The sequence below is a fragment of the Hominiventricola sp. genome (assembly GCF_057604405.1).
This window is the reverse complement of the sequence record NZ_DBLYVB010000004.1, coordinates 83,107-105,725: the sequence shown is the minus strand read 5'-3', so window position 1 is coordinate 105,725 and position 22,619 is coordinate 83,107. Positions and strand designations below refer to the sequence as shown.

Annotated in this window: 20 protein-coding genes; all 20 read left to right on the top strand. The window is 46.8% G+C overall.

All coding sequences use genetic code 11. The features are described from left to right. Positions 1 to 15 precede the first annotated feature (15 nt). Positions 16 to 891 carry an RNase adapter RapZ gene (gene rapZ, locus ACZMB2_RS04445; RefSeq protein WP_487595705.1) on the top strand — a complete coding sequence of 292 codons (876 nt, stop codon included), beginning with the start codon at positions 16 to 18 and terminating at the stop codon, positions 889 to 891. A 7-nt stretch (positions 892 to 898) separates the two neighbouring features. After that, positions 899 to 1,858 (top strand): DNA-binding protein WhiA, encoded by a 960-nt coding sequence (gene whiA, locus ACZMB2_RS04440; protein WP_487595704.1) that lies wholly within the window; start codon positions 899 to 901, stop codon positions 1,856 to 1,858. 2 nt (positions 1,859 to 1,860) lie between these two features. Next, positions 1,861 to 2,118 carry an HPr family phosphocarrier protein gene (locus ACZMB2_RS04435; RefSeq protein ID WP_487595703.1) on the top strand — a complete coding sequence of 86 codons (258 nt, stop codon included), beginning with the start codon at positions 1,861 to 1,863 and terminating at the stop codon, positions 2,116 to 2,118. A gap of 126 nt (positions 2,119 to 2,244) precedes the next feature. Then, entirely contained in the window at positions 2,245 to 3,003 is a 759-nt protein-coding gene (locus ACZMB2_RS04430) for a class I SAM-dependent DNA methyltransferase (protein WP_487595702.1), read from the top strand. 23 nt (positions 3,004 to 3,026) lie between these two features. Next, on the top strand, positions 3,027 to 3,905 hold the full coding sequence (gene hslO / locus ACZMB2_RS04425; protein ID WP_487595701.1) for an Hsp33 family molecular chaperone HslO: 879 nt from the start codon (positions 3,027 to 3,029) through the stop codon (positions 3,903 to 3,905). A gap of 1 nt (position 3,906) precedes the next feature. Next, the gene (locus tag ACZMB2_RS04420) at positions 3,907 to 5,823 is read left to right on the top strand and encodes an NAD(+) synthase (RefSeq protein ID WP_487595700.1); all 1,917 of its coding nucleotides are present in this window, start codon (positions 3,907 to 3,909) and stop codon (positions 5,821 to 5,823) included. A 171-nt stretch (positions 5,824 to 5,994) separates the two neighbouring features. After that, entirely contained in the window at positions 5,995 to 7,116 is a 1,122-nt protein-coding gene (locus ACZMB2_RS04415; protein ID WP_487595699.1) for a galactose ABC transporter substrate-binding protein, read from the top strand. Between the two features lie 74 nt (positions 7,117 to 7,190). Then, the gene (locus ACZMB2_RS04410; protein ID WP_487595698.1) at positions 7,191 to 8,699 is read left to right on the top strand and encodes a sugar ABC transporter ATP-binding protein; all 1,509 of its coding nucleotides are present in this window, start codon (positions 7,191 to 7,193) and stop codon (positions 8,697 to 8,699) included. 22 nt (positions 8,700 to 8,721) lie between these two features. Continuing rightward, positions 8,722 to 9,711 (top strand): galactose/methyl galactoside ABC transporter permease MglC, encoded by a 990-nt coding sequence (locus ACZMB2_RS04405; RefSeq protein WP_487595697.1) that lies wholly within the window; start codon positions 8,722 to 8,724, stop codon positions 9,709 to 9,711. An 88-nt stretch (positions 9,712 to 9,799) separates the two neighbouring features. Next, the gene (locus ACZMB2_RS04400; RefSeq protein ID WP_487595696.1) at positions 9,800 to 11,434 is read left to right on the top strand and encodes a response regulator; all 1,635 of its coding nucleotides are present in this window, start codon (positions 9,800 to 9,802) and stop codon (positions 11,432 to 11,434) included. Continuing rightward, positions 11,431 to 13,269 carry a sensor histidine kinase gene (locus ACZMB2_RS04395; RefSeq protein ID WP_487595695.1) on the top strand — a complete coding sequence of 613 codons (1,839 nt, stop codon included), beginning with the start codon at positions 11,431 to 11,433 and terminating at the stop codon, positions 13,267 to 13,269. Before ACZMB2_RS04400 ends, ACZMB2_RS04395 begins: the two co-directional genes overlap by 4 nt. Continuing rightward, positions 13,256 to 14,233, top strand: coding sequence for a sugar ABC transporter substrate-binding protein (locus ACZMB2_RS04390; protein ID WP_487595694.1), 978 nt, complete (start codon positions 13,256 to 13,258; stop codon positions 14,231 to 14,233). Before ACZMB2_RS04395 ends, ACZMB2_RS04390 begins: the two co-directional genes overlap by 14 nt. Positions 14,234 to 14,242: 9 nt before the next feature. After that, complete coding sequence (locus tag ACZMB2_RS04385; RefSeq protein ID WP_487595693.1) at positions 14,243 to 15,274, top strand: galactose ABC transporter substrate-binding protein; 1,032 nt, start codon at positions 14,243 to 14,245, stop codon at positions 15,272 to 15,274. Positions 15,275 to 15,285: 11 nt separating this feature from the next. Then, entirely contained in the window at positions 15,286 to 15,567 is a 282-nt protein-coding gene (locus ACZMB2_RS04380) for a hypothetical protein (RefSeq protein ID WP_487595692.1), read from the top strand. Between the two features lie 105 nt (positions 15,568 to 15,672). Then, positions 15,673 to 16,935: a peptidoglycan-binding protein gene (locus ACZMB2_RS04375; protein ID WP_487595691.1), complete on the top strand. Its 1,263-nt coding sequence runs from the start codon at positions 15,673 to 15,675 to the stop codon at positions 16,933 to 16,935. A 225-nt stretch (positions 16,936 to 17,160) separates the two neighbouring features. Next, positions 17,161 to 18,156: a rod shape-determining protein gene (locus tag ACZMB2_RS04370; protein ID WP_487595690.1), complete on the top strand. Its 996-nt coding sequence runs from the start codon at positions 17,161 to 17,163 to the stop codon at positions 18,154 to 18,156. A 106-nt stretch (positions 18,157 to 18,262) separates the two neighbouring features. Further along, positions 18,263 to 20,479 carry an SF1B family DNA helicase RecD2 gene (recD2, locus tag ACZMB2_RS04365; protein WP_487595689.1) on the top strand — a complete coding sequence of 739 codons (2,217 nt, stop codon included), beginning with the start codon at positions 18,263 to 18,265 and terminating at the stop codon, positions 20,477 to 20,479. Then, positions 20,476 to 21,183 (top strand): ComF family protein, encoded by a 708-nt coding sequence (locus tag ACZMB2_RS04360; protein ID WP_487595688.1) that lies wholly within the window; start codon positions 20,476 to 20,478, stop codon positions 21,181 to 21,183. Before recD2 ends, ACZMB2_RS04360 begins: the two co-directional genes overlap by 4 nt. 40 nt (positions 21,184 to 21,223) lie before the next feature. Further along, positions 21,224 to 21,658: a hypothetical protein gene (locus ACZMB2_RS04355; RefSeq protein ID WP_487595687.1), complete on the top strand. Its 435-nt coding sequence runs from the start codon at positions 21,224 to 21,226 to the stop codon at positions 21,656 to 21,658. Continuing rightward, positions 21,655 to 22,605, top strand: a complete 951-nt coding sequence (locus tag ACZMB2_RS04350; protein WP_487595686.1) for a hypothetical protein — start codon at positions 21,655 to 21,657, stop codon at positions 22,603 to 22,605. The genes ACZMB2_RS04355 and ACZMB2_RS04350 overlap by 4 nt, the downstream gene beginning before the upstream one ends. Positions 22,606 to 22,619 lie beyond the last annotated feature (14 nt).

The window sequence follows — 22,619 nt, the reverse complement described above, 5'->3', positions numbered from 1 at the left end:
AGAGGGAGATACAACATGAGACTGGTGATCGTGACTGGAATGTCCGGCGCGGGCAGAACGACGGCCTTGAAGGTACTGGAAGATGCGGGTTATTTTTGTGTGGATAATCTGCCGGTTCCTTTTATCGATAAATTTGCAGAGCTGACAGCGTCAGGAAACAGTGAGATCACAAAAGTAGCCATCGGAATCGATATCCGGAGCGGTAAATCACTGGGACAGCTGGAACAGGTGCTGGAACATATGACGATGGAAGGGATTTCCCATGAGATTCTCTTTCTGGATGCGTCAGATGAAGTCCTGGTGAAGCGTTATAAAGAGACCAGAAGAATGCATCCCCTCGCAGAGTCCGGCAGAGTGGAGCAGGGAATCACCCTGGAGCGGGAACGTCTGACATTTTTGAAAAAGCAGGCAGACTACATCATTGATACAAGCCAGCTTTTGACCCGGGAACTAAAACAGGAGCTGGATAAGATCTTTATCCAGAACCGGGAGTTTAAGAACCTGATGATCACGGTTCTGTCCTTCGGGTTCAAGTACGGAATCCCCAGTGATGCGGATCTGGTATTTGATGTACGATTCCTTCCGAATCCTTATTATTATGAGAATTTAAGAAAACTGACCGGAAACGATCAGGAGATTCAGGACTTTGTCATGGGTTATGATATGGCCCACGTATTTCTGGACAAACTGGAGGACATGTTGCTGTTCCTGGTGCCGAACTATGTGCTGGAAGGAAAGAATCAGCTGGTAGTAGCCATTGGCTGTACCGGAGGAAAGCACCGTTCCGTAACTCTGGCCAATAAGTTATATGAGCGGCTTCAGAAGCAGTCGGATTACGGCGTGCGTCTGGAACATCGGGATATCGGTAAAGACGCGGCCAGAGGAAAGTGAGGTTGAAATGTCTTTTTCCGGGGCAATTAAGGAAGAACTTTCGACACTGGTTCCGGCGGCTCATCACTGTCGTATTGCAGAAACTGCGGCAATTTTGCTGTTTTGCGGAAAAATTATTCTGACGGAGACCGATTCCTGCTGTGTAAAAATACAGACGGAAAACCTTCCGGTGGCAAGAAAGTACTTTACATTACTGAGAAAAACATTTAATATGAGAGCTGAGGTTTCTGTCCGAAAAAGCCGGGAAATAAGGTATTATTCCATAGTAATCCGGTGTGATAAGGATGCGAGAAGGCTTCTTGTCGGTACGCATCTGATGAGTCCGGATGGAAACATTGACGGAGATATCCGTCAGATACATAACAGTCTTCTGAAACAGAATTGCTGCAGGAGGGCTTTTATACGGGGAGCGTTTCTGGCAGCAGGATCTGTGAGTGATCCGGAGAAATCCTACCACTTTGAGATTGTCTGTAATGGGCAGGAAAAAGCAGAGGAACTCCGGAGTCTTTTGACTGCATATGAGATTGATGCAAAGATTGTTATGCGGAAAAAGCATTATGTGGTCTATGTAAAAGAAGGATCTCAGATTGTGGAACTGCTGGGACTGACTGGAGCACATGTATCGCTGATGCAGTTGGAAAATGTACGAATTGTGAAAGAAATGCGGAACTCAGTGAACCGTAAGGTGAACTGTGAGACTGCAAATCTGAACAAGACGGTTTCCGCAGCGGTTCGACAGGTGGAAGATATTCGTTTCATCCAACGGACAACAGGACTGCAGGACCTAAGCGAGAGTCTTGGAGAGATGGCCAGGCTCAGACTGGAGCATCCGGATGCCAGCTTAAAAGAGTTGGGAAATATGCTGGTTCCGCCAGTAGGAAAATCCGGGGTAAATCATCGCCTTCGCAAACTGAGCTTAATTGCTGAAAAATTGCGTGGGGGCAAAGAGGAGTATAAGGAGGAGTAAGCATGATTAGAAAACCAATGACTGTTCAGTTGGCAAGTGGATTAGAGGCCAGACCAGTAGCAGTACTGGTACAGGTAGCAAGTCAGTATGAGAGTAAGATTTATGTAGAGATCGATAATAAAAAAGTAAATGCAAAAAGTATTATGGGAATGATGACTCTCGGTCTGAGCACAGGGGAATCTGTAGTGGTAAGTGCGGAAGGAACCGATGAGGAAGCTGCCATTGAAAATATCGAAAAGTATCTGAGCAGTCATAACTAAGCGCGGATCATATAAAGAAAAAGGGGCTGTTTGCAGAACCACGGTTCGCAGCAGCCCTTTTGTCATCATATGGGAATTCCTGAAAAGGGATTTTTTGTTGGATAAAAAGCAGGAGAGAAAGAGCCTATGGAAGCATACACGGGATTTGCAGAAGTCTATGATCTGTTCATGGACAATATCCCCTATGAAGAATGGGGGGAATATGTAAAAGGACTGTTGAAAGAGTATGGAGTGGATGAAGGACTGGTGCTGGAATTAGGCTGCGGCACAGGTACCATGACGGAGATTCTGGCATCGGCAGGCTACGATATGATCGGTATTGACCAGTCAGAGGAGATGCTGGAGGAAGCATTGGAGAAAAAGCAGGAGTCGGGTCATGAGATTTTGTATCTTTGTCAGGACATGCGGGAATTTGAGCTTTATGGAACGGTGCGGGCAATTATCTGTATCTGCGATTCTATGAATTACATCCTGGAAGAGGAAGAGATACTTGGTATTTTAACCTCCGCAGCACATAATTATCTGGATTATGGTGGACTGTTTATTTTTGACCTGAACACGGAATACAAGTACCGGGAGCTTCTGGGTGAACAGACCATTGCAGAGAACCGGGAAGAAGGAAGCTTCATCTGGGAAAACTATTATGATGAAGAATCCATGATCAATGAATATGACCTGACCCTTTTTGTGAAGGAACCGTCAGGACTTTATAGAAAAGAAGAAGAAAATCATTTCCAGAGAGCTTATTCTCTGGGAACGATCCGGGAGCTGGTGAAGAGGTCAGGGCTTAACCTTCTTCATATTTATGACGCATTTACCCATGAACCGGCAAGAGAAGATTCGGAGCGGGTTTATGTGATCTGTCAGCGTCCAGAAGAAAAATGACGAAGAAAAAGGAGAAGAGACAGATGAAAGATTATATTGTAAGAGCAACAGCAGCAGAAGGCCAGATCCGTGCATTTGCCATTACTTCCAGAGAACTGGTGGAGACTGCGAGACAGGACCATAATACCAGTCCGGTGGCAACTGCAGCACTGGGGCGTCTCCTGAGTGCGGGGGCCATGATGGGCGTTATGATGAAAGGAGAAAAAGATGTGCTGACCCTGCAGATCCACTGCAATGGACCCATCGGAGGACTGACAGTCACCGCAGATGCCCACGGAAATGTAAAAGGATTTGTGGAGAATCCGGATGTGATGCTGCCTCCCAATGCCAAAGGAAAACTGGATGTGGGCGGAGCATTGGATCTTGGATTTTTAAGCGTCATCAAAGACCTTGGGCTCAAGGAACCCTATGTGGGACAGACAGAACTGAAAACAGGTGAGATTGCAGAAGATTTAACCTATTACTTTGCCAATTCTGAGCAGGTACCCTCTTCTGTAGGACTGGGTGTCCTCATGGAGAAGGATAACACCGTCCGTCAGGCAGGTGGATTCATCATTCAGCTGATGCCCTTCGTGGAGGACAGTGTGGTAGACCGTCTGGAGAAGAAACTGTCTTCCGTAGATTCTGTCACTTCTTATCTGGATAGAGGATTTACACCGGAGCAGCTGCTGGATGAATTTCTGGGAGAATTTGGTCTGGAGATTCTGGATAAACTGGACACCCGGTTCCGCTGCGACTGCAGCAGAGAAAAAGTAGAAAAAGCGTTGATCAGCGTTGGCAAAAAAGAGCTGAATGACATGGTACAGGAAGGAAAGCCGGTTGAGGTGAAATGCCATTTCTGCAATACCCCTTATGTGTTTAATGTGGAAGAACTGAAAAACCTGATCAGAAGGAGCAAATAAGATGAAATATGGATTTGTGAAGACAGCAGCGGTCTCTCCGAAGATCCGCGTGGCTGATACAGAGTACAATGCACAGGAAACCATCCGCCTGATGAGGGAAGCCTGGGAGAAGGGTGCCAGGATCATTGTATTTCCGGAGCTGGGCATTACCGGTTACACCTGCTCCGACCTGTTCCGCCAGGATATTCTGTTAAATGGTGCGAAAAAAGCGTTGCAGGAGATCGTAGCAGCAAGTAAAGGCATGGATGGTCTTTTCTTTGCAGGTCTTCCACTGGAAATAAACGGAAAACTCTACAATGTGGCAGCTGCTTATTCTGACGGATATTTGCTGGGACTGGTGCCGAAGACATATATTCCCAATTACAGTGAGTTCTATGAGGCGCGTCATTTTACGGCAGCACCGGTTGGATGCACTTCTGTTACATGGCAGGAGGGGACAACTGTTCCCTTTGGAACAGATCTTCTGTTTACGTGTAAAACCATGCCGGGCCTGAAGGTGGCAGCGGAGATCTGCGAAGATCTGTGGACGCCCAATCCGCCCAGCGTCTGCCACGCCATGCACGGTGCGACTGTGATCGTCAATTTGTCTGCCAGTGATGAGGTTACCGGCAAGGATTCCTATCGCCGGGATTTGGTGAAGATTCAGTCCGGCCGTCTGGTATGCGGCTATATCTACGCCAGCGCAGGCGAAGGAGAGTCCTCCACGGATCTGGTATTCGGTGGGCATCATCTGATCGCAGAGAACGGTTCCGTGCTGGCAGAGTCTGAGAGATTCACCAACGAGACTATCTATGGAGACCTGGATATTGAGCGTCTGGTGGGAGAGAGAAGACATTATACGACCTATGATGTAACTGCAGATGCAGACGGTTATATTGAAGTGGAATATGAGATGGCTTCAGCTGATGCGGCCTTTGACCGTTATGTGGATAAGGCGCCCTTTGTACCGGGACGGAAGGAGGAGCGCGAGAAACGCTGTGAGGAGATTCTTGCCATCCAGTCCATGGGTCTGAAGAAACGTATGGAGCATACTCATTGTAAGAGTGTAGTCATCGGTATTTCCGGAGGTCTTGATTCCACGCTGGCACTTCTGGTGGCAGCAAGAGCGGTGGATCGCCTGAACCTGCCGAGAACCTGTATTACCGCAGTGACCATGCCATGTTTTGGAACCACGGACCGTACTTACAATAATGCCTGTGAGCTGACCAGACGTCTTGGGGCACAGCTTCGGGAAGTGGATATTAAGGAAGCGGTCAACATTCATTTCCGTGATATCGGGCATGACAGCAGTGTCCATGATGTGACCTATGAGAATTCCCAGGCCAGAGAGCGTACCCAGATCCTGATGGATGTGGCAAATCAGACCTGCGGTATGGTCATCGGAACCGGAGACATGTCCGAGCTTGCCCTTGGCTGGGCGACCTATAACGGTGATCATATGTCCATGTACGGTGTCAATGTATCCGTGCCAAAGACCCTGGTGCGCCATCTGGTACGCTACTATGCGGATACCTGCGGGGATGAAGAGCTTTCTGCAATTCTGCTGGATATCCTTGATACACCGGTGAGTCCGGAACTTCTGCCACCGGAAAATGGAACCATCTCCCAGAAGACGGAAGATCTGGTAGGGCCTTATGAGCTTCATGATTTTTATCTTTATTATATGCTCCGCTTCGGTTTTGCACCGGATAAGATTTTCTATCTGGCAAAGCAGGCCTTTGCAGGGGAGTACGATGATGAGACCATTCTCAAATGGCTTAAAACCTTTATGCGCCGGTTCTTTGCACAGCAGTTCAAGCGTTCCTGTCTGCCGGATGGTCCGAAGGTCGGTACGGTAGCCGTGTCTCCGAGAGGAGATCTGCGTATGCCGAGTGACGCCTGCGCGAAGCTCTGGATGGACAGTCTGGAAAACCTTTAGACAAAACTGATGAACAGAGGATTCTTCTTTTGTGAAAAATGCACAAAGGAAAAAGAAGAATTTTTAAGAAAGACAGAAGAATATTCTATGTTTTTTTCATGGTTGTCCTGTTATATTGTCATTAGTAACAGAGAGTTACACGTGAACCAAAAAATGGGAGGTAGAAACAACATGAAAAGAAAAGTAGTAAGCGTAGTTCTGGCGCTGACAATGGTAGCTGGTATGGCAGTGGGATGCGGTAGCAGCAAACCGGCAGAGACCACCACAACGGATGATGCAGCAGCAGAGGAAACCACAGATGCAGCAGAGGAAACTGATGCAGCTGATACCGCAGATGCAGCAGCAGAAGCAGTAGACGGTGATCTGGCAGACAAAAAAGTCGGCGTTTGTATTTATCAGTTCTCCGACAACTTCATGACTCTGTTCCGTACCGAGCTTCAGTCTTATCTGGAGAGCAAAGGATTCAAAGCAGAGAACATTAAGATCGTAGATGGTGCAAATGATCAGGCTACCCAGTCCGGACAGATCGACAACTTCATCACTGAGGGCGTTGACGTTCTGATTGTCAACCCGGTTAACTCTTCTTCCGCAGCTACCATTACTGATAAAGTAGTAGATGCTGGAATTCCGCTGGTATACATCAACCGTGAGCCGGATGAGGCAGAGGAGCAGAGATGGGAAGACAATAACTGGGATGTTACCTATGTAGGCTGTGATGCTCGTCAGTCCGGTACTTTCCAGGGCGAGATCATTTCTGATCTTGGACTTGATGCACTTGACTTCAACGGAAACGGAAAAGTTGATTACATCATGGTAGAGGGTGACCCGGAGAACGTAGATGCTCAGTATCGTACCGAGTTCTCTGTAAAAGCTCTTGAGGATGCAGGTCTTGAGGTTAACTGCCTGACGGATCAGGTTGGTAACTGGCAGCAGGATCAGGCACAGCAGATCGTTGCTAATGCACTTGGACAGTTTGGAAACGATGTAGAAGTTGTATTCTGTAACAACGATGCAATGGCAATGGGTGCTCTGCAGGCAATCCAGTCCGCAGGACGTACCGTTGGAACTGACATTTATCTGGTAGGTGTAGACGCTCTGTCTGAGGCTCTTGAGTCTGTAATTGCAGGAACCATGACCGGTACTGTATTTAATGATCACTTCTCACAGTCTCACAGCGCTGCTGATGCTGCAATCAACTACCTGACCGGAGCTGGAAATGAGCACTACATTGGTTGTGACTACGTAAAAGTTACTCAGGATAATGCTCAGGAAGTTCTTGACATGGTAAAATAATTAATTCTGAACATGGTGCGGGCGTTGGACAACGGCGTCCGCATTTTTTAAGCTGATTGAAGAAGGAGAGCAAAATGGCTGAGTATAAACTGGAGTTGAAGGGCATCTGCAAGTCCTTTCCCGGCGTTAAGGCGCTTGACAATGTGCAGTTGTCAGTTCGTCCCGGCACAGTCCATGCGCTGATGGGAGAAAATGGTGCAGGTAAGTCCACTCTGATGAAATGTCTGTTTGGTATCTACAAGATGGATGCCGGAGAGATTTATCTGGATGGTGAAAAGATTGAAGTTAAGGATCCGGATGATGCCATGAACAAAGGTATTGCCATGGTACATCAGGAGCTGCAGCCGGTTCTGGCAAGAAGCGTAGGTGAGAACCTGTTCCTGGGAAGATTTCCTACGAAGAATTATGGTCCACTGAAAGTGATCGACCATAAAAAAATGTATGAAGATACGAAGATGTGGCTGGATGAGGTTGGTATGGATTTCGATCCGAAAGCCCAGCTTGGTTCCTTGTCCATCGGTCAGATGCAGTCTGTTGAGATTGCCAAGGCAGTTTCCCACCAGGCGAAAGTCGTGATCTTTGACGAGCCGACTTCCTCTCTGTCTGATAAAGAAGTAGATGCCCTGTTCCGGATCATGAACGATCTGAGAGATAAGGGTGTAGCTATGATTTACATCTCTCATAAGATGGATGAGATCAAACGAATCGCAGACGATATCACAGTCATGCGTGATGGCGGTTATGTAGGCACTTGGCCTGCAGCCGAGATGACAACAGATCAGATCATTGCCAAAATGGTTGGCCGTGAGCTGACAAATGTATATCCGCCGAAGAAAAATGAGATCGGTGATGTCATTCTGGAAGTAAAAGACCTGTGCTCTATCCATGAGAAATCATTCCAGCATATAAGCTTCAAGCTTCGTAAAGGAGAGATTCTTGGATTCGGAGGACTGGTAGGAGCCCAGAGAACCGAGCTGATGGAAGGTATCTTCGGAATCCGTGGAGTAGCATCTGGTGAGATCTATATTCACGGTAAGAAAGTGAATATTAAGCACCCAATTGATGCCATGAATGCGGGTATCGGACTGATTACCGAGGACCGTCGTGGAAATGGTATCTTCGGCTGCCTGTCCATCAAGGACAACGTAGGCGTGTCGGTGTATAACAAATATCTGAAAGCAGGATTTGTTCTGAACCACAAAGAAATTAATAAAGTTGTGGATGAGAGCATTGAGAAACTGAGAATTAAGACTCCCAGCATGAAAGAACATATCGCCAACCTGTCCGGTGGTAACCAGCAGAAAGTTATCGTATCCAGATGGCTGGCAAACGACCCGGATGTGCTGATCATGGATGAGCCGACCCGTGGTATCGACGTTGGAGCCAAGCATGAGATTTATGAAATTATGGCAGACCTGGCAAAACAGGGCAAGGCAATTATCATGATTTCCTCAGAGATGGCTGAGCTGCTTGGAATGTCTGACAGAGTATGTGTCATGTGTAACGGACGCCTGACCGGTGAGATCACGGAGAAGGATGAGATGACTCAGGCAAACGTTATGCAGTTTGCAACACGATTCTGATGCTGAAGGAGGAAAAATAAGAATGGAAAAGACAAAGCAGAAACAGATTACAGATTTTCTGATTAATAATGGTGTTATTATTGTTATGTTCATTCTGGTTATTGTAGCCGGAGTGACTACCCAGAACTTTTTTACACTGAATAACTTAACGAACCTGTTAAACAACATGAGTTTCCGTCTGGTAATCGCACTTGGTATTGCGGGCTGCGTTATTACCGCAGGATGTGACCTTTCCGCAGGACGTCTGATCGGTCTTGGCGGATGTATCTCCGGTGTACTGCTGCAGAGAATGGATTATTCCGGTAAATTTTTCCCGGATATGCAGCCGCTGAATGTGTTCCTCGCAGCACTGATCGCTATGGTGATCTGTGCAATTTTCGGTACGATTACCGGTTTCTTCATTGCTTACTTAAGTGTACCTCCGTTCATTGCAACGCTGGCAACCATGGAGATTGTATATGGTCTGAACATGCTGTTTACCAACGCAACTCCCCTTGGTGGCTTTACGACAGAGTACACCAACGTAGGAAGTGGTAAATTCCTGGGTCTTAGCTATCTGGTATGGATTGCTCTTGTAATAGCAGCAATTACCTGGTTTATTTTCAATATGACCCGTCATGGAAAATATATGTATGCAATCGGTGGAAACCCGCAGGCAGCAGAGGTTGCCGGTGTTCCGGTAAAACTGACTCTGATTCTCATCTACATGAAAGCAGCAGCTATGTATGGCCTGGCAGGTTTCATGCTGGGTGCAAAATCCGGTGGAGCATCTGTACAGCTTGGTTATGGTTACGAGATGGAGGCAATCGCTGCATGTACCATCGGTGGTGTATCCGTTACCGGTGGACGTGGTAAAGTATCTTCCGCATTTGTCGGTGTTGCAGTATTTGAGCTCTTGAAGATCGCTCTGCAGTACATGGGCGTTAATGCAAATGCACAGTACATTGCAATCGGTATCGTTATCTTCGTAGCAATCTCTCTGGATATCAGAAAGTATGTAGCAAAGAAATAAACAATATAGTATAATAAATAGCGGCAGGGTCGGTTCTGACCCCGCCGCCATTTTTTTATCATACAGGAAATTTTAAGAGGAATTATTTATGGACAACAGCGGAAATCGTTATTCAGTATTACTGGTGGATGATGAGGAAGACGTTATCCGGATTATCATGAAAAAACTGGACTGGGAAAGCATGGGACTCGTCATTATCGGACATGCAGCTAATGGAGTGGAGGCTCTGGAGATGGCAGAGGAACTGTCACCGGACATTGTGATGACGGATATTAAAATGCCTTATATGGATGGACTCACTTTATGCAAAAAGCTGAAAGAACTGTCCCGTACCATCCGGGTCATTATCTTTTCCGGATTCGATGAATTTGAATATGCCAAAGAAGCTATCAAAATGGAGGCGGCGGAATATCTTCTGAAGCCGGTGAATGCGGTGGAATTAAAAGAAGTATTTGAGCGGGTAAAAAATGATCTGGACCGGGAACTGGATGAAAAGCGTAATACAGATAAATTAAGAGCCTATTACATGGAAAGCCTGCCGGTTCTTCAGGAAAGTTTCTATATGGCGCTATTGGAAGGCAGAATTGCGCCGGAACAGATCGGACGTTATATGGATAGCTATCAGGTGCAGCTGCAGGGACCGTATTATGTGGTTGCTGTGCTGCACATCAGCCAGCAGTCTTTGGAAGAAGAGTCCCGGATGGATCCGTTCCTGCAGGCAGTTTCAGTCAGAAAGTTCGCAGAGGAACAGGTGGAAGACCGATGGAGAAGCCGTGTTGTCATTTATCTGGGGGACATTATTATGATTTCCCAGATGCACAGCAGAGAAGAAATGCTGGAATACACCAATGAGATGGACCGGCTCTGCCGGATGGCGAAGAAAGTATGCAATGCCAGAATTACAGCGGGCATTGGCTATCTTTGTGATAATCTGGAACAGCTGCCCTTATCCTATCAGGGAGCCAAGCAGGCAGTTTCCTACCGGGTGCTTTATGGAAATACCAGAGCTATCAGTATTTCCGAAGTGGAGCCTGCAGAACATGTGGAATTAAACTGGGAGGATGTATACAGCACTTATATACAGCAGATCATGAAGAAAGTGCGGGTCGGAGAGCAGGACGGACTGGAAAAAGCGATTTCTCAGTTCACAGAATGGCTTTCCGGGGAACAGATTTCGATGCAGAAATACCGGATTGTGATGATGGAGCTAGTAGCGGAGCTGTTTCGTTTTACTGCCTCCCATAACCTGAATCCGGAGAATGTATTTGGAGGAAACGGGGATGTTTACAGTCAGGTGCTGCAGATGGAATCGGCTGAGGTATTGGATCGGTGGCTTCGGAGAGTTTGTACCAATCTGCAGAATGCTGTGATGAATGAGCGTCAGGACAGCACCAAGTTTTTTGTGAAAAATGCAGAAGAATATGTAAAAGAGCATTTTGCAGATCAGGATCTGGGTGTGGATGAAGTCTGCCGGAAACTGAATGTGAGTGCAGCTTATTTCTCAACGATTTTCAAGAAAGAGACAGGAAAAACCTTTGTGCGTTATCTGACCGATTACCGGATGGAAAAAGCAGTGAACATGCTTATGACAGGAAATGAAAAGACCTACGTCATTGCAGAAAAAGTTGGATATGCAGAACCTAACTATTTCAGCTATGTATTTAAGAAACAGTTTGGAATGTCTCCGTCCAAATATAAGGCAGAAAGACTGGAGCAGAAGTGAAAAGAATCTCAGAATATGTGAAGAAAAAGACGCTGTCGGTGCAGGTGGGACTGGCGCTTTCTTTTACCGTTGTTTCGCTGTTCGCCATGGGCGTGTTCGGCATTACCATGTATCATCTGTTTGTGAACCGTATGGAAAGCATGATGTCGGAGAGCGCGGAGCAGTTGCTGGATCAGACAGCCATGAATTTGGAAAGTTATCTGAAAAGCATGCGGCGGATTTCCGATACCATGTACTACAGTGTCATTAAAGATAAAGATCTGGAAGAAGATACGATGGCTCCGGAGCTGGGGCTGCTCTATGAGGCAAATAAGGAGAATCTGGTTAGTATTGCCTGTTTTACGGGAGAGGGTGATCTGGTGGATGCGGCACCGGTATCCAAAAAAAAGACGAATCTTGATGTGACAAAAAAGGAATGGTTTACGGAGGCGGTCGGACAGATGGAAAACTTTCATTTTTCCACGCCCCATGTGCAGAATTTGTTTGATGACAGCAGCTATCAGTATTATTGGGTTATTTCTTTGAGCAGGGCAGTGGAGCTGACCACCAATGGAAGTTCCAGGCTGGGAGTGCTGCTGGTGGATATGAACTATTCCAGTATTGAGCAGCTGTTGGAAAAGGCTAACAAAGGAACTGTTTCGGAATATCTATACCTGATGGATGGAGATGGAGAGATCATCTATCATCCCAAGCAGAAGATGATTTATGCCAATCTCTATCAGGAAAACAATAGTGAGACAGCCGGATGGGAGGATGGAAGCCACAAGGATTACTATCAGGGGGAGAATCGTCTGGTGACAGTGAAAACCATCAGCTACACCGGATGGAAAATTGTCAGTGTGATTCCAATGAGTGCTTTTAATATGGGCATGTATGAGACCCGGCTGTTCTTTGTACTGTTGTTGATTCTGTCCATGCTTATGATTATTTTCCTGAATCAGATGGTATCTTCCAGTATTGCGAAACCACTGGAAAAACTGAATGATTCCGTGAAAGAATGGGAAGCAGGAAACATGCAGCCTGATATTTACATTGGCGGATTTACCGAGGTGGAACATCTGGGAAGAACGCTGAAGTCGACAGTAGAACAGATCCGGCGTCTGATGGATGATGTGCTGCTGGAACAGGAGGAGAAACGGAAGAGTGAGCTGGATGCACTGCAGTCCCAGATTAATCCGCATTTTCTTTATAATACGCTGGAATCCATTACCTGGATGATTGAAGGAGAGCGATATGATGATGCGGTCTTTATGATTTCCCAGTTGGCCAGTCTGTTCCGGATCAGTTTAAGCAAAGGCAAGACGATTATCCGGGTAGAAGATGAGATCAAGCATGCACAGAACTATATGAATATTCAGAAAATCCGTTACAAGAACCGGTTCCAGGTGGATTTTCAGATTGCAGATGAGATTAAGGACTGCTGCACCGTGAAGCTGATTGTGCAGCCCCTTCTGGAAAATGCCATTTACTATGGAGTTGAGGGCATGGATGACGAGGGGGAGATCCATGTGGTCGGCTACAGAGATGGGGACGACGTCTGTATTGAAGTGCGGGATAATGGTCTTGGCATGCCGGAAGAGATGATGGAGAAACTGCTCACGGAAAATGAACATGTGCCGAAACATGGTTCCGGCGTGGGCGTGATTAATGTACATAAGCGAATCCGGATTCGCTTTGGCGAGCAGTACGGACTGGAAATTGAGAGCGAACCGGATGAGGGAACCACCGTGCGGATCCGGATTCCCTATATTCCTTATACGCCGGATATGCAGGAATACCTGGATGGAAAACGTATGAAACCGCTGAAGGGAGAGACGGAAAATGGCAAAAAATAGAAAAATTTTTATGTTTTCCGTAGTGGCGCTCCTGATCTTGAGTGTTGCCATGGCATTTTCTATTCTGGATCAGGGAAATAGAGAGCGGAATTATACCGTATCTGTTATTGTAGATAACAGTAACAGCAGCCGATGGACCTCCTTAAAAGAAGGTCTGGATGCGGCAGCAAAAGACTATGGGATCCGGTTGAACTATGTATCAACCAGTGTTTTTTGGAGTAAAACCCAGGAACTTGATATAGTGGAGCGGGAACTGGAATCCGGAGCGGACGGAATTATCCTGCAGCTGTATGCCAGTGAAGGGGTCCATGAGCGTCTGGAGCAGATGGTGAGCAGGGACCGATGTGTGCTGCTGGAAACAGACATGACGCCGGAAGAATATTATCAGACAGTAGGACCGGATAACCGGAAGCTGGGAGGTGTGTTGGCAGGTGAATTGAAAGCGGATTTCGGAGAACGGCTGCGGGGGAAGAGGATCGGTATCCTGTGTGGAAATACAGGTCAGCTGGCGATCAGACAGCGGCTGGAAGGACTGAAAGAAGGATTAAAAAATACAGGGGCGGTAATTCAATGGAGGCTTGCAGAGATGGGAAGAACCCAGAATATGGATGCGGTCCGGTCCTGCTGGGCAAAGCAGGCAGATATTGTGATTGCCCTTGACAATACCGAGATGGAGCGGGCAGTCGATTATATGGAAGAAAATGGATTAAAAAGACGGGATTGCGCTCTTTATGGGATAGGAAATTCGGAAAAAGTAGTGTATTATTTAGACAGAGGACTGATCCAGACGCTGGTAGTGCCCAATGAATTTCATATGGGATATCAGAGCATGGAAGAGATCGCGTACAAACTGGGATATCAGGCATCCGGACGACTCAATGTACAGACCGGGTATTTGGTTGTTGATCAGACGAACTTGTATGATGAAACGAACCAGAAGATTTTATTTCCAATCGTTCAATAGGAGGGGAGAATGAGAAGAAAGAAATACATAGCTCTGCTGCTCTGTTGTTCCATGGCAGGCGGTATATTGACCGGATGTGGGGAAAGTAAAAAGAGTAGGAATGTGAATGAGGTAAAGATTGGTGTTACCGTGTACGACCAGTATGATACCTTTATTTCACGGTTGATGGATCAGTTTAACCAGTATGCTGCCAGAACCATGGAAGAGGCAGATTCTGATTTGTCCATTCAGATCGAAGTCTATAATGCAGGAAAGAGCCAGACTACCCAGAACAGTCAGGTGGAAAATATGATTGCCCAGGGCTGTGACGTGATCTGTGTTAATCTGGTAGACCGGACAGAGCCTGTTACGATTATTGATATGGCGGAGAAAGAAAAAATTCCCATTATCTTCTTTAACCGGGAATTGGTAGAGCAGGATCTGGAGCGTTGGGATCAGCTGTACTATGTAGGGGCTCCTGCACTGGAATCCGGAATTATGCAGGGAGAGATGGCGGCAGATCTGTTTCGAAAGAACCCGTCTGTGGATAAAAACGGAGATGGCATCTTCCAGTATGTGATTCTGGAAGGAGAGATGGATCATCAGGATGCGATCGTCCGCACGGAATATGCGGTGAGCACAATGATGGAAAAAGGTGTGGAAGCGGAAAAGCTTGGCTATGCCATTGCAAACTGGAATCGGGCGCAGGCCCAGACAAAGATGACGCAGCTGCTTAGTCAGTACGGAGATCAGATCGAACTGGTGCTGGCGAATAATGATGATATGGCACTGGGAGCTGTGGATGCCCTGAAAGAAGCGGAAATCCCGCAGGAGGAATGGCCCGCCATTTTTGGAATTGATGGAACTGATGTGGGGCAGACAGCACTCAGCAAGGGAGAGTTAAAGGGAACCGTCTACAATGATAAAGAAGGGCAGGCCCAGGCAATGTTAAGCCTGGCCATGCAGCTGGCAGCGGGAGGCTCCCTTGAGGATTTGAATTTACAGGATGGAAAATATATTCGGCTTCCCTATAAAAAGATGGAGAAGATCGAAGGAAAATAGGAGACGACGATATGGATGACAATACAAGAGAAAAACTAAGACCGGTGCTGTACATTGCAGCGGGAGCCTATCTCATTTATCTGGCAGTGCATATGCTGCAGGACCTGGGAGCAATGACGGGAACCGAACACACGATGATGCTGGCAGCATCCATCCTCTTCGGTATTGGTGGTGTTGCGATTCTGATTTTTGGACTGATCTGTGGAAAGAAGATTTTTCTGGATGCTCCGGCAGCGGATGTATCCGTGGATCCTGACAAAGAGAAGAAAGAAACATCGGAAGAGCAGGAATAAAACCGGAATTTCAGGAATCTATACAAGCCTCGTTCATATATTATAGAAAGCGGAGACGACATGAAATGCCTTCCGCAGTTATTCTATAGGAAACGAGGTTTTTTTATGCCGGAAAATGAAATGGAACCAACAAGAAGAGCACCGGTGTCTGCGGGAGAACTGAAAGTGTGGTTGGTGGAAGAGCGGACGCGCAAACCTATTCAGGGGGCACAGGTGCAGATTACTTATGAGGGGGATCCTCAGAGTGAAGTGAGAAATCTGACGACAGATGAGTCGGGAATGACGGAGCTTACAGCGCTTCCTGCGCCGGATCCGGCATACAGCCTGACTTTCTCGGAAGAACAGCCCTATGCGGAGTACACGGTACAGGTACGGGCAAATGGATATGAGAATGTGGAAGTAGCCGGAACGGAAATACTGCCGGGAGAAACAGCAGTGCAGGAAATCCGGATGAAGAGAGCGGTATCCCAGGAGCAATTTCAGCGGATTGTGATAATGCCACACACCCTGTTTGGTTCTTATCCGCCTAAAATTGCGGAAGCGGAGATTAAACCGGTAACTGAGACCGGAGAAATTGTATTGAGCAGAGTGGTGATTCCGGAGTATGTGATTGTCCATGATGGTGTGCCAACGGACAGCAGTGCAAAAAATTACTGGGTGCGTTACCGGGATTATATTAAAAATGTGGCATCAAGCGAAATCTATGCAACCTGGAGTGATGCAGCCATTCGTGCCAATGTACTGGCAATTATGTCCTTCACACTGAATCGGGTATATACGGAATGGTACCGGAATAAGGGATATGACTTTACCATCACTTCCTCCACCGCTTTTGATCAGAAGTGGATATATGGCAGAAATATTTTTCAGAATATTTCAGATGTGGTGGATGAGATGTTTGGAAATTATCTGTCCAGGCCTAATGTGAAGCAGCCGATCCTTACCCAGTATTGTGATGGACGGCAGGTATCCTGTCCCAACTGGATGACCCAGTGGGGATCCCAGAGTCTTGGGCAGCAGGGGTATTCCACCATTGAAATTCTGCGTTATTATTATGGAGAGAGTATCTATATAAATACCGCAGTGGAAATTGCAGGAGTACCCTCTTCGTGGCCGGGATATGAGCTGGTGGAGGGCTCCCGGGGAACAAAGGTGCGACAAATGCAGGAACAGCTGAATGTGATTGCGGGGTCCTATCCGGCGATTCCCACGATAACGGTAGATGGCGTTTACGGACCGGCCACGAAAGCAGCCGTGGAGAAATTTCAGTCCATCTTTGGACTTCCGGTAACAGGGATTGTAGATTACCGGACCTGGTACAAGATATCGGAAATCTATGTGGGTGTATCGAGAATTGCAGAGCTTTAGAAAATTATAAGAAATTCTGAAAAAGAAAGTCTTTGCTTTTTTGCTAAAGTTGGGTATAATGTAAGGTGCTAGCTTTGCGTAGACAAAGCCAGCACCTTAACAAGGAAAGTGCACAGCACTTTTTGAGCCTAAGGTCGTACAAGACAGGGGAAATAGGTCCCCTTGACAACAGAATGTATTCGATGCATCATTTGAAATAGAGGAAGGAACGAAAGGAGAACTTTTATGGCAGGAACAGACGTTGGAATTGATTTGGGAACAGCCAGCATCCTTGTGTATATTAAAGGTAAGGGAGTTGTATTAAAAGAGCCGTCCGTTGTGGCGTTTGACAGAGATACAAACAAGATTAAGGCAATTGGTGAGGAAGCAAGACTGATGCTTGGACGTACGCCGGGAAATATCGTGGCAGTCCGCCCGCTTCGTCAGGGTGTTATTTCTGACTTTACCGTTACGGAGAAGATGCTGGAGCATTTTATCCGCAAGGCAGTCGGAAAGAAAACCTTCCGGAAACCGAAGATTGCAGTCTGTGTACCCAGCGGTGTTACTGAGGTAGAGAAGAAAGCAGTAGAGGATGCTACTTATCAGGCAGGTGCAAGAGAAGTATTCATTATTGAGGAGCCGATCGCAGCAGCTATCGGTGCAGGTATTGATATCTCCAGACCTTGCGGAAACATGATCGTAGATATCGGTGGAGGTACGACAGATATTGCTGTTATCTCTCTTGGCGGAACAGTTGTCAGTACATCCATTAAGATTGCAGGAGATGATTTCGATGAGGCTATTGTACGTTTCATGAGAAAGAAGCATAATCTGCTCATCGGAGAGAGAACTGCAGAGGATATTAAGATCAAGGTAGGAAGCTGCTATCCAAGATCAGAGGTAGACAGCATTGATGTTCGTGGACGTAACCTGGTAACCGGTCTTCCGAAGACTGTTACCGTTACTTCTGAGGAGACCGAGGAAGCGCTGAAAGAGACCACTTCCCAGATCGTGGAAGCTGTTCACAGTGTACTGGAGCGCACACCACCAGAGCTGACTGCAGATATTGCAGAGCGGGGAATTGTACTGACCGGAGGCGGAGCATTGCTTCGTGGACTGGAAGAACTGCTGGAATCCAAGACGGGTATCAATACCATGACTGCTGAGGATCCGATGAAGTGTGTTGCAATCGGAACCGGTAAATTTGTAGAGTTCCTGTCCGGACATCGCGACGAGGAATAAAAAAAGAAAAAGAAGCGTGGGGCTGTTGTAAAAAAGGTGGGGAACCAGTCTTTTTTATGGCAGCCTTTTTATCGCATTTTGGCAATGGACAGAAAGGGGAAAAGCCGTGGAAATATGGAAAGGATATGTGGAACATATTGTATTTCGGAATACGGAAAATGGATATACGGTTTTTCAAATGGTGACAGATGAGGAAGAACTGACCTGCGTGGGAGTCTTTTCTGGCCTATCAGAAGGAGAACTGATTCAGGCGGCAGGAACCAGAAAGGAACATCCGCTGTACGGGGAACAGCTTCAGGTGGAACAGTACGAGATTCTGGCGCCGGAGGATGAGATGGCCATGGAACGTTACCTGGGAAGCGGAGCCATTAAGGGAATTGGTGCAGCCATGGCTGCGCGGATTGTGAGGCGTTTCAAAGGGGATACATTCCGGATCATCGAGGAGGAGCCGGAGCGACTGGCAGAAGTAAAAGGCATCAGCGAACGGAAAGCAATGGAAATCTCTGAGCAGATGATGGAGAAAAAGGAACTGCGTCAGGCTATGATGTTCCTCACCCAGTATGGGATTTCCATGCAGCTGGCAGTGAAGATTTATCAGGAATACGGCCCGAAAACCTATCAGGTGGTGCAGGAAAATCCCTACCGGATGGCAGATGACATCACTGGTGTGGGATTTAAGATGGCAGACGAGATTGCCAGCCGGGTTGGAATACACACGGGTTCTGATTACCGGATTCGAAGTGGACTTCTTTATATACTGCAGCAGGCTGCAGGAGAAGGGCATACGTGTCTTCCAAAAGAATTGCTGCTTCAACGGACCGCAGATCTTCTCCGGGTGGAGGAATCCGACATCGAAGTGCAGATGATGAATCTCTGCATGGACCGGAAACTGATTATAAAAGAAACAAAGGAACAGACACTGGTTTTTTATAGCCAGTATTATTATATGGAACTGAATGTTGCCAGAATGCTTCATGACCTGAATCTGGTATGCTCTATGGAGGAAGAGCAGATCTTAAAGAAGATTAGCCGGATTGAAGAGCAGGAGCAGATAGAACTGGATAAGATGCAGCGACAGGCCGTGGTGGAATCCGTGAAAAATGGTCTGCTCATTATTACCGGTGGTCCCGGTACGGGAAAAACGACCACCATTAATACCATTATCCACTATTTTGAGACGGAGGAAATGGAGATTCTGCTGGCAGCTCCTACGGGCCGTGCAGCAAAAAGGATGACGGAAGCAACCGGTTATGAGGCTGTGACCATTCATCGGCTTTTGGAACTGTCAGGTGCTCCGTCCGAAGAGCGGGGGCAGGCATCCTTTGAACGAAATGAAGAAAATCCGCTGGAGGCAGATGTGATTATCATTGATGAAATGTCCATGGTGGATATCTTTCTTATGCATGCGCTGCTCCGGGCGGTGAGTCCTGGAACCCGCCTGATTCTGGTAGGAGATATTAATCAGCTGCCAAGCGTGGGACCTGGATGCGTCCTGAAAGATATGATCCGGTCGGAGGCATTTCATGTGGTGATGCTGACCAAAATTTTCCGGCAGGCAAGCCAGAGTGATATTATCGTTAATGCCCATAAGATCAACCGCGGGGAGCAGGTTATTGTGGATAATAAGAGCAGGGATTTCTTCTTTCTGGAGCGGCAGGATCCCAATATCATTCTAAGGGTAGTGCTGGCGCTGGTGCAGGAAAAGATGCCCCGGTATGTGAATGCCCGGCCCTATGATATTCAGGTACTGACACCTATGCGTAAGGGGGTATTGGGAGTAGAGCATCTGAATGAAGTGCTGCAGAAATATCTGAATCCTGAATCTCCGGAGAAAGAGGAACATCAGACTGCCAGAGGTCTGTTCCGCGAAGGAGACAAGGTCATGCAGATCAAAAACAACTATCAGATTGAATGGGAAGCAAGAAATAAATATGGGATTGCCATCGACAAAGGAACCGGTGTATTTAACGGTGACATGGGAATGGTTACCAGAATTGACCCCCAGGCAGAGATTATGGAGGTGTTGTTTGATGACTATCGGACAGTATCCTACAGTTTTGAGAATCTGGAAGAACTGGAGCTGGCTTACGCCGTGACCATCCATAAATCCCAGGGAAGTGAGTATCCGGCGGTGGTCATTCCTCTGCTCACGGGTCCCCGTATGCTCATGAACCGGAATCTTCTCTATACGGCGGTTACCCGTGCCAGATCCTGCGTGACACTGGTGGGAAGTAAGGATACCTTTTCTATGATGATTGCCAATGTGAGGGAGCAGACCCGGTACAGCGGCCTGGAGGAGCGGATCCGGGAGGTGTTGCCGTGAAAATAGACTTTCCAGGACTTTTGTTTCCACGGCGCTGTCCCGTCTGCCACGAGATTGTGGAGGATCCGGGAGAACTGGCCTGTGATATCTGCAGGACCAGACTTCACCGGGTGCGTACGCCTTGGTGCCAGCGCTGCGGAAAACCTTTGGTTGCTCATGAGCAGGAGTATTGCGGAGACTGTAGCCGGAAGCAGCATGAATTTCACAAAGGTCGGGCAGCCTTTGTCTATGATGAAACCATGCGCCGGTCCATTGCAAAATTCAAATATGAAGGCAGACAGGAGTATGCCGCTTTTTATGCAGATGAGATTCTTAAGACCTGTGCCAGGGAGGTAATTGGCTGGAATGCAGAAGCATTCGTTCCCATTCCGCTTCATTCGGCAAGAAGGCGGAAAAGAGGATATAATCAGGCAGAGCTGCTGGCCCGGGAGCTCTCAGGAAGAAGCGGGATTCCTGTGGATAAGAGTCTTCTGATCAGAACAAAAAATACCCGTGCTCAGAAAGAATTAAGTGATCAGGAGCGCAAAGCAAATCTGAAACATGCTTTTTCTGTTCGGGAAAAGCGAATCCCTTATAAAAAAATAATTCTGGTGGATGATATCTACACAACTGGAAGTACCATGGATGAAGCAGCTGCAGTTCTGAAGGCCTGCGGGGCGGAAATGATATATTTTTTATGCATTTCTGTTGGAAGAGGCTCTTGAGTGTGTTATACTATGTAGTATTGAGGTGGAGACTGCTTATATGATAAATGAAGAAAAAGTAATCCTGATGACTCAGGCATCCCTTTATGAAAATAAGGAAAAGAAAAGAAATCTGAAAATTACCAGGTATTTCCGGCATGACTATATCAGCGTACAGCTCCTGGCAGGCTGGTTTTTCGTAACCTTATGTTTTCTGCTGGCTGCAGTGTTGTGGGGCGCATGCCACATGGAATATTTGATGGAGAATCTCCATAAAATGGATATACAGGGTTTTGGACTGCTTGTGTTGGCATTTTATGTGGTAACAGTGGTGGTTTATTTAAGTGTTTTATACGGGGTATCTTCCTACCGCTACAGCCGCGCTAAACGCAGTGTGAGTGAGTATATGCAGACATTGCAGAAGATTTCCGATATTTACGAAAAAGAGGATTCTGGCGAGACAACAGAGGATACGGACGGAGGAAAAGAATCATGACAGCACTATTGGAATTAAAACAGCGCATGAAAATGATTTATGCAAAATATGATATTTATCTGATTCCTGCAGCAAAATTTATCATTGCGCTGGCGGCGTTTCTGATGATAAACAGCCAGATTGGATTTATGGAAAAACTTGCAAGTCCGGTGGTAGCCATTCTGCTGGCGCTGCTCTGCTCGTTCCTTCCAGTGAATATGATTGTCCTGTTCGGTGCCCTTATGGTGTGTGTCCATGCATTTGCACTCTCTATGGAAGTGTTTGCTGTGGCAGCAGGTATCTTTTTTGTGATGTATGCAGTGTATTTCCGCGTGTGTCCGGGGCAGGGGTATGTACTGGTGCTGACTCCGCTTGCATTTGCTATGGGAATTCCCTATGCTATACCCTTGGTACTCGGGCTGGTGGGCGGACCGGTCTGCGCAGTTCCCATGGCTTTTGGAACCATTATTTATTATCTTATGTATTATATGAAAAATAATGAGACCATGATTACCAATTCCGAGACAGAGACTATGGCAACGAGAATGACGTTTCTGGTGGAAAATGTGCTGAATAATAAAGCAGTGATTATGACCATTCTGATTCTGGCTATCGTACTGATGGTGGTATATGCCATCCGGAGAATGAGTGCGGATTATGCCTGGTATATGGCCATCGGCTCCGGGGCGGTTTTGAATATTGTACTGTTTCTGACCGGCGGATTGGTCATGGAAGTACGGATTTCCGTCATTGGACTGGTGCTTGGAACGGCGGTTTCCTTTCTGCTTGCCATGATTGTGGAGTTTTTCATGTTCAGTGTGGATTACTCCCGAACAGAATATACGCAGTTTGAAGATGATGAATATTATTATTATGTAAAAGCAGTACCGAAAATGTCAATTTCCATTCCGGATAAGAAAGTAAAGAAGATTAATACCAGACGCAGGAACAGCCGGAAGAAACATTAGTGTGGAAATATAAA